The 13,261-nt window shown below is 42.7% G+C and carries 8 protein-coding genes and 2 tRNA genes; 7 read left to right on the forward strand and 3 right to left on the reverse strand.

The window, feature by feature from the left end:
- The first annotated feature begins 450 nt into the window (after positions 1-450).
- Positions 451-2,625 (forward strand): bifunctional diguanylate cyclase/phosphodiesterase, encoded by a 2,175-nt coding sequence (locus Q4492_RS15115; RefSeq protein WP_303419687.1) that lies wholly within the window; start codon positions 451-453, stop codon positions 2,623-2,625.
- Between the two features lie 151 nt (positions 2,626-2,776).
- On the forward strand, positions 2,777-3,511 hold the full coding sequence (locus tag Q4492_RS15120) for a glutathione peroxidase (RefSeq protein ID WP_303419689.1): 735 nt from the start codon (positions 2,777-2,779) through the stop codon (positions 3,509-3,511).
- Positions 3,512-3,564: 53 nt separating this feature from the next.
- Here the strand turns inward: Q4492_RS15120 and Q4492_RS15125 are convergent, their stop codons facing one another.
- The 3 genes from Q4492_RS15125 to Q4492_RS15135 all read right to left on the reverse strand — a co-directional run bounded on the left by Q4492_RS15125 (position 3,565) and on the right by Q4492_RS15135 (position 7,766).
- Entirely contained in the window at positions 3,565-4,401 is an 837-nt protein-coding gene (locus Q4492_RS15125; RefSeq protein ID WP_303419691.1) for a S1 RNA-binding domain-containing protein, read from the reverse strand.
- 162 nt (positions 4,402-4,563) lie between these two features.
- On the reverse strand, positions 4,564-5,907 hold the full coding sequence (locus Q4492_RS15130) for a DUF1329 domain-containing protein (protein ID WP_303419693.1): 1,344 nt from the start codon (positions 5,905-5,907) through the stop codon (positions 4,564-4,566).
- A gap of 29 nt (positions 5,908-5,936) precedes the next feature.
- The gene (locus tag Q4492_RS15135; RefSeq protein WP_303419695.1) at positions 5,937-7,766 is read right to left on the reverse strand and encodes a DUF1302 domain-containing protein; all 1,830 of its coding nucleotides are present in this window, start codon (positions 7,764-7,766) and stop codon (positions 5,937-5,939) included.
- A gap of 283 nt (positions 7,767-8,049) precedes the next feature.
- Here Q4492_RS15135 and Q4492_RS15140 point away from each other — a divergent pair, with 283 nt between their 5' ends.
- The 5 genes from Q4492_RS15140 to Q4492_RS15160 all read left to right on the forward strand — a co-directional run bounded on the left by Q4492_RS15140 (position 8,050) and on the right by Q4492_RS15160 (position 13,260).
- Positions 8,050-9,108, forward strand: coding sequence for an AraC family transcriptional regulator (locus Q4492_RS15140; RefSeq protein ID WP_303419698.1), 1,059 nt, complete (start codon positions 8,050-8,052; stop codon positions 9,106-9,108).
- A 202-nt stretch (positions 9,109-9,310) separates the two neighbouring features.
- A complete protein-coding gene (locus tag Q4492_RS15145) occupies positions 9,311-11,089 on the forward strand; it encodes an acyl-CoA dehydrogenase (RefSeq protein WP_303419700.1) in 1,779 nt (592 codons plus the stop codon).
- A 60-nt stretch (positions 11,090-11,149) separates the two neighbouring features.
- Complete coding sequence (locus Q4492_RS15150; protein WP_303419702.1) at positions 11,150-12,808, forward strand: electron transfer flavoprotein-ubiquinone oxidoreductase; 1,659 nt, start codon at positions 11,150-11,152, stop codon at positions 12,806-12,808.
- 271 nt (positions 12,809-13,079) lie between these two features.
- A tRNA-Ser gene (locus Q4492_RS15155) sits at positions 13,080-13,167 on the forward strand.
- A 17-nt stretch (positions 13,168-13,184) separates the two neighbouring features.
- Positions 13,185-13,260, forward strand: a tRNA-Asn gene (locus Q4492_RS15160).
- Position 13,261 lies beyond the last annotated feature (1 nt).

Here is a 13,261-nt window from a genome sequence, read left to right on the forward strand (position 1 = left end):
GCGTGGAGATTATATCTTAATTCTAATCAAGCTAGGAAATTATCAAGTCTTTATTATTTAATTTGGTAGTTCGCTCTAAGGTGGCTAGTCTTAAAGTAGTACCTTTTTAAAGGTTGGCAGTAAAAGGCCGCTAGTCTCTGTTATTTTGTTGTGAAATAAAGCTCAATAACTACTGTTGAGCTTTATCAGGCCGCTGGGCACCGGAAATTATTTGGTTTATGGCGTAGAAGGGCATGTTCACACAGTACTAAATGGGCAAAGTGCGTTATTATTAGCAATAGGTTGGAAACCTTTTTAGTAAAGCATTTTTAAATAAGTTATATATTGCGAATACAGGGGCGGTCATTGAATGACCTAGTGCTTTGCAATACATAGGTTTACAACACAGCACTATGCATGATGTGGGTTTAGTCACGCTATAGTGTGAATTTAGGGGCGTCATTTAAAAATATGTTTCGACAGGCTTTACAGTTCCTAACGCAGCGTTCACTGGCTTTTTCAGTGTTTGTGTTTGTGATTGTATTTTTGATAGCTACGTTTTTTGTTAATCATGAGTTCGAACGAATTCGTGACAATCAGAAGCATCAGGCATTTGTTAATCTGCTTACTCTAGGCGCCCGTCTTGAAGGTGCCATTAATTCACATCTTGTTGTTTTGCGTGGTTTGAAGGCTGAAATTGCAATTAATTCTGATATAACGCAGTCAGAATTCGCCAGGCTCGTCGATGAATACCTTCAAACCCAACTAAGCATTAGTCATATCGCTTTGGCTCCAGACCTTATTATCACTAATATTTATCCCGTTCTTGGTAATGAATCGGCCCTAGGGGTTGATTATCGTGATGTGCCCGATCAGTTTGTGACGGTTCAAGAATCTGTAATTAATAATCAGGTTATCCTTACTGGCCCAGTTGATCTTGTTCAGGGCGGGAGTGCCTTGATCGCTAGAGTGCCTGTGTTTATTGGTGTAAAGCGTGATATTTTATGGGGACTCATCTCAGTCGTTATCAACGATAAAGAGCTGTTTGCTAATGCTGGCCTCCATGAGAAGCTATGGGGGCTAGACATTGCCATTCGTGGTAAAGATGGTAAAGGGTCTGAAGGAGCTGTCTTTTTTGGACATGCCTCTACGTTTGATAATGACCCTGTTATTGTTGATGTGTTTTTACCTTTAGGAAAATGGCAGCTGGCGGCCAGCGCTAAAGGTGGATGGCAGGTAAGTCTTCAAGAAATTATATATTTTTGGGCCGCCGCTCTGCTTGTTAGCCTAGTTACAGCCATGGCTACTTATCTTATTGCTTCCAACTATCGAGAAAAGCTTGTTGCTATAGATACGGCAAACTATAGGGCTAGCTATGATGGTCTAACAGGACTGTCCAACCGTTACCATTTTACGCAGAGATTCAAAAAAATAATTAATGAACATCAACGCCACGGCAATATATTTGCGTTGTTTTTTATCGATCTTGATTATTTTAAAGAAGTTAATGATAACTGGGGCCATCATGCGGGTGATGAGCTTTTAAGGCTGTTTTCTCAACGTATGGGTCATATTGTTCGTTCTGATGACCTTATTGCTCGGTTGGCGGGTGATGAGTTTGTGATTGTGCTGAATGATATTGAAACCGCTACTCAAGCGGAGCTGTTGGCAGAAAAGTTACAACTAGAGTTGGGTGAGCCTTACCTTATTGGCGGACAATATCTGTCGGTAACTCATAGTCTTGGTATTGCTATATACCCACAAGATGGACAGTCGGCAGATGTCTTGTTACAAAATGCTGATCGAGCGATGTATGAAGCTAAACGATCTGGAAAAAATAGAATTTATTTCTTTAATGATGAGCTAAGTCTTGAAGTTAAGCGGCATGTACAAGTACATAATGAAATCCTTGATGGTATTCGTCGAGGCCAGTTTCAGCTTTACCTTCAACCTATAATGTCTTTAAAAGATAGGAAAATTTCTAAATGTGAAGCGCTTATTCGATGGTTCCATCCTGAGCGTGGTGTTGTCTCCCCTGTGGACTTTATTCCTATTGCTGAGCAGACCGGAGCAATTAGGGCTTTAGGTGACTGGGTCTTAGAGGAAGCTTGTCATCTGTCTAATCAGTTGACGGAGAGGGGGATTGATGTACAAATCGCTGTTAATCGTTCTGTTGCTGAGTTTTTCCCTAAAGATGCGGTTGAGCGCTGGTTGAATATTATTGATCAGTATGAAGTTGATCACCATAAATTAGTCTTTGAGATTACTGAATCGTTGTTAATGGATGGCGGGGGTAGTCAATTAGATAAAATTAATCAATTACGAGAGCAGGGGATCGCTTTTGCTATTGATGATTTTGGTACCGGTTATTCAGCAATAAATTATCTACGTCACTACCCCGTTGATTTTCTAAAGATCGATCGTAGTTTTGTAACAGATATTATGGATGATGTGCAGGACCGTACACTTGTGGAGGTGATCATCAAAATGGGCCAGACATTAGGGATTCGGGTTGTGGCCGAGGGTGTTGAAACTAAGGAGCAACTAGCTATGTTGGATGAGTATGGTTGTGACTTTATTCAAGGGTTTTATTTAGGCAAGCCTTTGCCGTTTGATGAGTTTATCGCTTTTTATCGTTCTCGTTAAATTGGGGAATGGTAAATTGTATCTCTATATAGTTTTAATCTATCGGCGTTTTTGTTTTATTAAATTTCTTTAATAATTTGATTTTCGTTATAGTAATTCCATCAACGCAAACGAGCGTTAGAGCAATAATTTTAGTATGAGGAATTGATTGATGTTACAGACAAAAGAAGGTCAAAGCGTACCACAGGTTGTGTTTCACACTCGCCAAGGAAATGATTGGGTTGATGTGACAAGTGATCAGTTGTTCAAAGGAAAAACGGTTATTCTATTTGCCCTACCTGGTGCATTTACGCCTACATGTTCTAGTACTCATTTGCCTAGATATAATGAATTGGCTCCTATTTTTGCCGACAACGGTGTTGATGACATTATCTGTTTATCGGTGAATGATACTTTTGTTATGAATGCTTGGGCTGAAGATCAAAAAGCTGAAAAGATCACTTTTATTCCCGATGGGAACGGTGAATTTAGTGAAGCGATGGGTATGTTGGTTGATAAAAGTGATATAGGATTTGGAAAGCGTTCATGGCGCTATTCTATGTTGGTAAAAGATGGGGTAATCGAAAAAATGTTTATCGAACCCGATCTGCCAGGCGACCCTTTCCAGGTTTCTGATGGTGATACCATGCTTGAATATATCAACCCGCAAGCTGAGCAGCCAAAACGTGTAACGATTATCAGTAAGCCTGGATGTGGACATTGTACGCGTGCTAAGAAAGTATTGGCTGATAACGGCTACAAATATGAAGAGATTGTATTAGGTACCAACGGTGTTAGCTTTAGCTCACTACAAGCGGTATCGGGTCGTGGTACTACACCGCAGATCTTTGTTGATGGAAAGCTTATTGGTAGCGCTGATGAGTTAGAGGAATGGGTTACTTCATAAACCTGAGCTTCATCAGATATAAAAAAACGCACGTTTACGTGCGTTTTTTTTATTTAATCTTTAAGGCGAAGCCCGCCGGACTCTACAGTAATCTTGCCTTGTTTTAATAAAGAGCCTACCGCTTTTTTAAATGCTTTTTTACTGATACCAAATAGCTGAAAGATCATTTCAGGGGATGATTTGTCATGCACAGTGATAAAGCCATCTTGCTCTTCCATCATCTCTAAAATTTTATCGGTTGTATCTATTACCTTCCCATAGCCGGGCTTCTGCATAGAGACATTGATTTTCCCGTCCGCACGAACCTCTTTGATATAGCCTTTAAATTTTTGTCCGGGGTAAACCGTTTTTAATACATCGCTTCGAAAAATCATCCCCCAATGTTCATGGTTCACGATAACTTTCTGGCCTAGATCTGTGCGATTAGCTACAACGAGTTGAACTTCTTCACCGGTTTTGTAGTTTGGAGGGGTTTTATCTAAAAACCTATCGATTTTGGTGGAAGCGACAATGCGATTGGTGTGCTTATCTAAATAAAGGCGTACAAGGTAGCGTTTATCGACTTCAACAGGGCGGTTTTTTTGCTCGCTATAAGGCAGTAATACCTCTTTAGGTAAACCCCAATCCAAGAAAGCACCAGTATTGTTGACCTCGGATACTTTGAGCATGGTGAATTCACCAACAATGGCCGCCGGTGTTTCGGTTGTGGCAATAAGGTGGTCATCAGTATCAAGGTAGATGAAAACGCGAATACGATCACCTACTTCTAAGTCGTCAGCACAGTAACGCTTAGGTAATAGAATTTCACCTAGGTCTCCGGCATCTAGATAAACGCCAAAATCTCTTTCTTTAATTACTTCAAGGGTGTTGTATTTGCCGATTTCGGCCATGGTTTTCATTTCCGGAGTAGGTGAGCTGTAACAGCATTCATTGCTAATCTAACCTATTATCCTAGCCCCTGTTGAATTAGAAAAGCCTTTTTATAAAAAAGCCTCCTCAAAAACTGAGGAGGCTATGGAAAACTATCAAATTAAAGGGGGATTTATCTGCTATTACTTCCCTAAGCGTCTAATTGCTTGTGGTGTAAAGTTTTTATGGCTAAACCGTTTCGTGAAGTCGAAACCTTCACCCTCTTCATTGGTTAAACTGCCCACTAAATAGCGTCCAGATTGAAGGTCATATAAGGTTTCTGCTACTAGCCATGGCACATTTGCATCACGATATTGGAATTGATGAGCTTCTGCTACGCGCCAAAGCTCGCCTCGGCCATCATAATGATCCACAATCGCGATTTGCCAGCTATCTTCATCTATGTAAAAAGTACGCTTGGCATAGATGTGTCGTTCACCCTCTTTTAATGTTGCTTCAACTTTCCATACCCGATGGAGTTCATAGCGAGTGTGTTCAGGGTTCATATGACCAGGCTGTAAAATATCTTCATATTTTAGGCCTCTGTCCGCTAGCTTGAAGCTATTGTAAGGAATATAGACTTCCTGTTTACCTACAAGATTCCAGTCGTAACGATCAGGTGCGCCATTAAAAAGGTCTAAATTATCAGTGGTGCGTTGTCCGTCGCTCGCAGTACCTGGTGCATCATAAGCAATCTGAGGTGCTCTACGTACGCGTCGTTGGCCTGCATTATAGGTCCATGCCTGACGAGGCTGGGTAATCTGATTCATTGTTTCATGAACCAAAAGTACATTACCGGTTAGGCGTGAAGGTGCTTTGACCTCCTGAACGAAATAAAACAAGATATTCTGGTCTTTTTGAGGATCAGCACCGTCTTCTAGGGCGCTTGGCCAAGACATTTTCTCGTTTATTTTTACCGCGGTATAGCTACCATTGGCTTGTACAGGAACTTGCACAAACGTACGTTCCAAAGCCCCGCCTCTATATCGAGTCATATGATTCCAAATGACTTCTAGCCCATTGCTAGGAATAGGGAAGGGGATTGCTGTTGTAAAGTCTTTTAGGCCGTTGCCGCCATCGGTTAGCATGGTCGATGTGGCATTAGCTTTAGCTGCGGTATAAATGTGATCGGGTAATGCAGCGGTTCGGTGAGTCGGATAAACAGGGATAGAAAAACTATCCTTGTAACGCTCTAACATTGCTAGCTGGCCGGGTGTTAAATTATCTTTATACTGACCGGCATTGGCCGCTGTAATTGTAAATAGTGGTTTTTCGCTAGCAAATGGGTTGGTGTAACGGTCAGTTGATGTGGCTAAACCCCCCTTCCATGCAGGAATGCTTCCCGATGAGTTAGCGGCTTTTTCTGCGCCAATTGGTGTCAACGAATCACCGAGTTTAGCTGCTTCTTCAGCAGTTGTAGCTGAATATGCTGCAGATGAGGCCAAAATAAGGGCAGTGCTCAGCAGCAGTCTTTTAGTTTTAAGCATTGATGATATCTCCATCTGGTAAACGCTTCTTAGAAAGAAACGGATGCGCTGAGTGAAAGAAAGTCTCGGTCTTCAATGGAATTGAAGTCACCACCAAAGTAATCAGTGTATGAGAGCTGGACTGAGTATCTGTTAAGGTAGTCAGCGGTTAAGCTTAGACCTAATGTTTTCTCATCCTCATTGAAGCCTGCACCGGGTTGAGGGCCATAACCCTCTAGACCGTGCTTAAAGCTAATCTCTGGTGTTAAGTTTACACCTGCAAAAACATTAGTGTAATTAAGATTGGCTCTGACTACATAACCATATGAGTCTTGAGTAACGAAGCCATCGTTATCGCCAGCCGCATAACCGTATGCACCATGACGACCATATTTTAGAGCGTTAGCACTTTCATCTAGACTATGAACATGGGTCCAGCCGAATTCCCCGATTAAGGTTAAGCGGCTTGCGCCCAATACTCGATCGTGAAAGCTAATCAAGCTAGTTTGGAACTGTGAAACATCAAAGGTTTGGTAACCGTCTACTTCGCTATCAAACGAAGCACCGTTGCCGGTTGCATCCTTGATATAGTTATCTAAGGCTGTATTCCCTGTAGCACCGGCGGTTAGGATACCTGCTATCAACGAGGTTCCGTTGATTTGCATAGGGACATCTTTTTTATGGCTGATCTCACCTGACCATGCGATGTCACCAACGTTTGTACTAAAACTCAGGCCGAGCATTTTAATGTCTTCTGGGTATTCAACATAATAAGATGAGCCTAAGGTTGCTGGAAGGCCACCAAAGAAAGCCCCAACGTCATAGACACCACTAGTGATGGGTAAGCGGCTATGGTATTGCGCAGCATAGAGACCAAATTCGGTATTATTTAGCTCTTCAGCAAAGTAGCGGAAAGCCAGACCAAACTGACCATCGTCATCCGCTTCACGTCGGCCATCTGCATTTCTGTAAACGACGGGGTCTTGTCCGCCTAAAACTGCGGGATTATTGAAGTAAGTTTGGTCATCAAGTGTGCCTAGAGCGCCACTACCTATACGAATACCGTCACAGCCTTCGCCAACAAAATCATTAGTTGAAAAGTAGGTGCCGCAACCATCAATGGCAGTTGGCTCCCATGAGAGTTGATAGAAACCTTCAACACTTAGATTATCGGTAATACCTAAAGATGCAAATGCCATATTAACAGGAAGAAGGCCCTCTTTAACTTCAGCACCTGCACGTCTGAATGAGCTGACATCAACAGGGTTGATCGCATTTAAGCCACCTTGAATGAAGGTGCTTTCACCCCAGTTAATGACTTGTTTGCCTAAACGTACATCAAGTGGTTTTTGAGCTATATCAAATGATCCATACCAATAGGCATCAAGTAATTCAAATCCAGAAAATTTAGCATAGTCATTAAAACCAGAATCATCTAATTCTGTACCAGGGATGTAGCTGTTCGCAGTATGACCATGAGAGCGTGCCCCATTTTCTAGCTCTAAGTCGTACCAATATTTTGCGCGTGCAAAGAAACCTACATTCTCATAGCTTAATTCAAGGTCATGCACACCTTTAACTATTTGCGAGAAGGTTTCCCCTTTTTCGAAATTTTGAGTTGCATCATCATAGCTGCCCCCGCCCTTGCTTGTGCCACCGTTTGCGGGAGCGATTAAGGAGGATGAAGGGTTATCCATTCGCCAGCTGGCGCCAACTGAAATTTGAGAATCTAAACGGCCTTCTATCTCACCTAGATTAAATTCGAGTGCTTGAGCTTGATTGATAGATACGACAGAACCCACCAATATTGGAAGTAGACGATGCGTGAACATCGGAGTTTGGCTTTTGCTGCGGTGCAAAATCCTATTTCTTATTGCCATTTCGTTCACCTAGCGTTGTTATTTTTTTAAAAGGCGCTAATTAGTATTACTTCTAAGATAGCCGACTTTCTAATAAAGCGCCTTTTTTCAGGTGCTTTGGGCTTAAAATAGAGTAAGGAACCCTACACATAATCTATGTCAGCGACTTGAGTCTCAATAACAATTGACTCCACATTTATTAACAAAATTGTTCTTTTGGGTTGATAAATGTACTACTTCAGGTCAACAATAGGGAGGGAAATGCGTTTCATTTTAACTAATGTTAATTGTAGGTAGTGAGATTATGGAGCGTAAAATTACTGTGCCGGCAGGCTATGTACGGCACCTTCTGCAACTAGTTCAAGAACAGGGTTTTAGTGTTGATCAGCTGTTAAATCAGGTTGGTATTAGTCCTTCAGAGGTGGGAAGTCAGACCGAGTTTCCAGCGGATAAATTTGGTCTATTATACCAACGTATATATTACATCGCTCAGGATGAATATTTTGGCATGTTAAGCGGAGGGAAGGTTCCGAATGGGACTTTTCGCATGATGTGCCATTGTTTGATTCATTGTCCTACGTTGGAAAAAGCGATCTACCGTGCAAGTGATTTTCATGAGATCTGTCGTGGAACTCAGGTGAAGCCGTTTTTGGTACGCAAAGGACGATATGCCAAAGTTTCGTTTACCACAACGGATGCTTCCGGCGCGTCTATGGATGAGCTGCTGGCTGATGAGAACCCCGGTCGGATTAGAACCTCTCTTTCCATGTGGCATCACTTTTTATGCTGGTTAATTGGTAAGCGTTTAGAGTTGAAAGCTGCATATTTTTCCTTCTCTGAGCCTGAAGATGTTGCGCAGTATAAGACGCTTTTTCAGTCAGAAGTTAAATTTGATCAGCATGATAATGCGATTGTTTTTCCTGCCCGCTATTTAGATTTTCCTATAGTACAAACGCCAGAAACCCTACGTAGCTTCCTTAAAACAGCGCCCTATCAGTTAATTGTGATGGTTGATGATGATGCGAGTTTGAAATCGCAAGTCGTGGCGTTAATCGGTAAGGACTTTAGCCAAGAGCTACCTAGTGCTGAAGAGGTTGCTTACCGTCTACATATGTCTGTTTCTACGCTACGTCGCCGCTTATTGGACGAAAGTACCTCCTATCAAAAGATTAAAGATGAAAGTCGGAAAATGGCGGCGCTTAATTATATGAATTCGCCACAGTTGTCGATTAATGATGTGGCTGGATTGATGGGTTTTGATGAGCCGTCAGCATTTTTCCGTTCCTTTAAAAAATGGACTGGAATGACACCCGGTGAATATCGTCGTAGCGATACATATTGTCAGCAGTTAGCTTCTTCTTGATAGGGCTGTAACTTATAAAATTTAGGGTTTTTTAATATCTTGACCGTTATTGTTAGCGAATAAGGTATTAAATGTTATTGCTGGTTTGGTGTGCTAAATAGATCATGTTAATAGCATTTCCCGATGTGATTATAGTTCCTTAAGAATAATAAAATGTGGCCTATTATTGATAGGTGGGTTACAGAACGGAGCAAGAGTAGCAATGAGTGATTATCGATATCCCTATCAAGATGGTGTTTTTGTTTTAAATCAGTTGGTGGGTTTAGAACAAATTTGTCAGCAGGCAGGCTTGGACGATTTTGCTGATGGTCTCGCGGAAGCGGTACTTGATGAGGCCGCGAAACTTGGCAGTGAGCAGTTGGCGCCGTTGAACGTTACTGGTGATAGATTAGGTGCATCCATTGAGAATAATAATGTGTCTGAAACACCTGGTTTCTCAGATGCATATCAACAGTTTTGTGATGGTGGCTGGCCTTCACTTGCGGGCAATCCCGAATTTGGAGGGCAGGGCTTACCGAATGTATTAGCCGTTGCGGTTAATGAGGTTTGGCAGTCGGCGAATCTTGCTTGGGCACTTTGTCCACTGTTAACGCAAGGGGCTATCGAAGCGATCGAAACTCATGGAAATGATCAACTTAAAAAGCACTATCTGCCTAAGTTAATTAGCGGTGAGTGGACTGGAACCATGAATTTGACTGAGCCTGATGCAGGTACTGATCTGGCAGCGCTCAAATCTAAAGCGGTACCTGAGGACGATTATTACCGTATCACTGGGCAAAAAATCTTTATTACTTGGGGTGATCACCAGATGACGGACAATATTGTTCATCTGGTTTTGGCTCGTCTTGCTGATGCACCTGCAGGTGTTAAAGGTATCTCGCTCTTTGTTGTACCTAAATACCTACTCGATGAAAACGGCAATCCAACTGAGCAGCGCAATGATGCTTATGCCGTTTCTCTTGAGCATAAATTAGGTATTCATGGTAGCCCGACTTGTGTGATGAGTTTTGGTGATAACGGGGGAGCAATCGGTTATCTAGTGGGTAAGGCAAACCAAGGTTTAGCCTGTATGTTCACAATGATGAACGATGCGCGGCAAGGTGTTGGCTTACAAGGTTTGGCGATCTCCGAAAGGTCGTATCAGCATGCTGTTACCTATGCTAAAGAGCGAATCCAAGGGACACTACGGGATGGTTCACGTATTAGCATTATTAAGCATCCCGATGTGCGCCGAATGCTTTTGCAGATGAAATCGTCAATTCAAGCAATGCGTGCGCTGGTGTATGTGGCGCGTGCCGAAAGTGACTACGTAAACAATGCTGTTGATGATGAGACTAAGTTAAAACATCAGAAACGTAATGATCTATTGACCCCTATTGTAAAAGGCTGGGTGACTGAGTTAGCACAAGAGCTGACTTATCTTGCGGTACAGATCCATGGGGGTATGGGATTTATTGAGGAAACAGGCGTTGCTCAATACTATCGTGATGCACGTATCTTAACTATCTATGAAGGTACAACAGGGATTCAGGCTTTGGATCTTATTGGTCGCAAGACCCTTGTGGATGGCGGTGATGCGGTTACCGATCTGCTCTCTGAAATAAGCAGTGATTTAAAGGAAATAGACCATCCAGAGTTGCAAAGCATTGTTAGTGCAACACAGGCAGCGGTTGAGCAAGCGAGCATCGCTAAACAATGGGTTTTAGAGGTTGCTGCAAAAGATGCTTCAGCGGCAGGGAGTGCGAGTGTCAGCTATATGATGCTGATGGGCTATCTGTGCGGTGCTTGGTTGTTAACTAAATCGGCAGCTATAGCGCAAGAAAATCTCTCTAAAGAGGGGGCTGATAGTGACTTCCTTAATGCCAAAATTATCTCTGCCCGTTTCTTTACCGAACAGATGTTACCTAGGGTTAGTTCTTTATTAGTGGCCATGCAATCTGGTGGTGAGACCGTTATGGCTATGAGCGAAGAGCAGTTTTAAGCTGCGATCAGATAAGTATATAGATCGCGCTTAATACCCGAAAAAATTGAGGTGAAAAATATGAATGCTGTGGCTAGAGAATCCATGGAATTTGATGTGGTTATTGTCGGTGCTGGCCCTGCTGGTTTATCCGCTGCATGTAAATTAATGCAGCAAGCGCAGGCGGCCGAGCAAGAGATGACGGTTTGTGTGGTTGAAAAAGGATCTGAGGTGGGGGCGCATATATTGTCTGGTGCGGTGGTTGAAAGTCGCGCACTCGATGAGCTTTTTCCTGAGTGGAAAGAGCTAGGTGCGCCTTTAAACACCCCTGTAGTTGAAGATCAGATCTTCATGCTAAAAAACGAAACATCCTCCATAAAAGTACCTAATATGTTTGTGCCTAAAACTATGCACAATCACGGCAATTACATTGTGAGTTTAGGCAACCTATGTCGTTGGCTAGCGGAACAGGCAGAACAGTTGGGTGTTGAAATTTTCCCCGGTTTTGCTGCATCCGAGGTGCTGTATAACGAGGATGGCAGTGTTAAAGGGATTGCGACAGGTGATATGGGCGTTAGTGCATCCGGCGAGCACAAAGATGGTTATATGCCGGGTATGGAGTTGCATGCTAAATACACCATTTTCTCTGAAGGTTGTCGGGGGCATTTAGGTAAGGAGCTGATCGAACGCTATGATCTTGCTGCTCAATCTGATGCTCAGCATTATGGGCTAGGCATTAAAGAGCTATGGGATGTTGATCCAGATAAACACCAGCCAGGGCTTGTACTGCATGGTTCGGGTTGGCCGTTAACAGGCGAGAGCAGTGGTGGCTTTTTCCTTTACCATACTGAAAACAATCAAGTTGTTGTGGGTTTGATTGTTGATTTAAACTATAAAAACCCTTACTTAAGCCCTTTTGATGAATTTCAAAAATTGAAGCATCACCCTGTTCTTAAACAGTATTTAGACGGCGGTAAGCGCGTCTCCTATGGAGCGCGAGCAATCACTAAAGGCGGCTTTAATGCACTGCCTAAGATGACCTTCCCAGGTGGTATCGTCGCGGGTTGTAATGCAGGTACGTTGAATTTTTCAAAAATCAAAGGTACGCACACGGCGATGAAGTCTGGCATGTTGGCGGCTGAGGCGATCTTTGACGCGCTGCAGTCCTCGTCTGCTGGTGGGGAAGATCTAAATAGCTTTGCAGATAAGTTTAAAGCCTCTTGGTTATATGATGAGTTATTTAGCTCTAAGAATTTTGGTCCAGCTATGCATAAGTTCGGGCCGTTATTAGGCGGAGCTTTTAACTTTATTGATCAGAATATATTTTCCGGGAAATTGCCTGTAACACTGCATGATAATCATGAAGATTATGCACAGTTAAAACCGGCGGCAGAGTGTGAGCAAATTACGTATCCAAAACCGGATGGGGTGCTTAGCTTTGATAAACTGAGTTCAGTTTTTCTGTCTAATACTAACCATGAAGAAGATCAACCTTGTCACTTACAGCTAAAAGATCCATCTATACCGCTTGGGAGTAACCTAGAGCGCTTTGCTGAACCTGCACAACGCTACTGCCCTGCTGGGGTATATGAAGTGATTGAGGAGGCAGAGGGGAAGCGGTTTCAGATTAACAGCCAAAACTGCGTACATTGTAAAACATGTGATATTAAAGACCCTGCGCAAAATATTCGCTGGGTTGTACCTGAGGGAACGGGTGGGCCTAATTACCCAAATATGTGATTTTTTAAGGTTTTTTTATAAAAAATACATAATAATGGAAAAAAACTACCCCATGAAAGGGGTGAAAGCAGAAAGAGAATTGGATCAGGATATTGACCTAGTGGTTATAATTTGATCTGATTGTGCGGCTTTATCGTGTATTTCTGTACACTATCTAACCGCTTATTTTTATTATGAAAATAGTTTCATAATAATTCAGCTTTTTTCAGTAAAAAGTCGCGTTACTGGTTGACACAAAAACTCAATCCTATAATATACGCGCCGTTCCTGCGGAGGGATGGCTGAGTGGTCGAAAGCACTGGTCTTGAAAACCAGCGGTCCGAGAGGGCCCTAGGGTTCGAATCCCTATCCCTCCGCCATTTACTGGAACTAGAGTTCCCTGATAGCTCAGTTGGTAGAGCAGTAGACTGTTAATCTATTGGTCGCTGGTTCGAGTCCAGCTCAGGGAGCCAA

Source organism: Neptuniibacter sp. 1_MG-2023 (assembly GCF_030547185.1).
GTDB lineage: Bacteria > Pseudomonadota > Gammaproteobacteria > Pseudomonadales > Balneatricaceae > Neptuniibacter.

Excerpts from the sequence above, each read along its gene's own strand:
- Q4492_RS15115 (WP_303419687.1), top strand. The coding sequence starts at position 451 with ATGTTTCGACAGGCTTTACAGTTCCTAACGCAGCGTTCACTGGCTTTT.
- Q4492_RS15120 (WP_303419689.1), top strand. The coding sequence starts at position 2,777 with ATGTTACAGACAAAAGAAGGTCAAAGCGTACCACAGGTTGTGTTTCAC.
- Q4492_RS15125 (WP_303419691.1), bottom strand. The coding sequence starts at position 4,401 with ATGGCCGAAATCGGCAAATACAACACCCTTGAAGTAATTAAAGAAAGA.
- Q4492_RS15130 (WP_303419693.1), bottom strand. The coding sequence starts at position 5,907 with ATGCTTAAAACTAAAAGACTGCTGCTGAGCACTGCCCTTATTTTGGCC.
- Q4492_RS15135 (WP_303419695.1), bottom strand. The coding sequence starts at position 7,766 with ATGGCAATAAGAAATAGGATTTTGCACCGCAGCAAAAGCCAAACTCCG.
- Q4492_RS15140 (WP_303419698.1), top strand. The coding sequence starts at position 8,050 with ATGGAGCGTAAAATTACTGTGCCGGCAGGCTATGTACGGCACCTTCTG.
- Q4492_RS15145 (WP_303419700.1), top strand. The coding sequence starts at position 9,311 with ATGAGTGATTATCGATATCCCTATCAAGATGGTGTTTTTGTTTTAAAT.
- Q4492_RS15150 (WP_303419702.1), top strand. The coding sequence starts at position 11,150 with ATGAATGCTGTGGCTAGAGAATCCATGGAATTTGATGTGGTTATTGTC.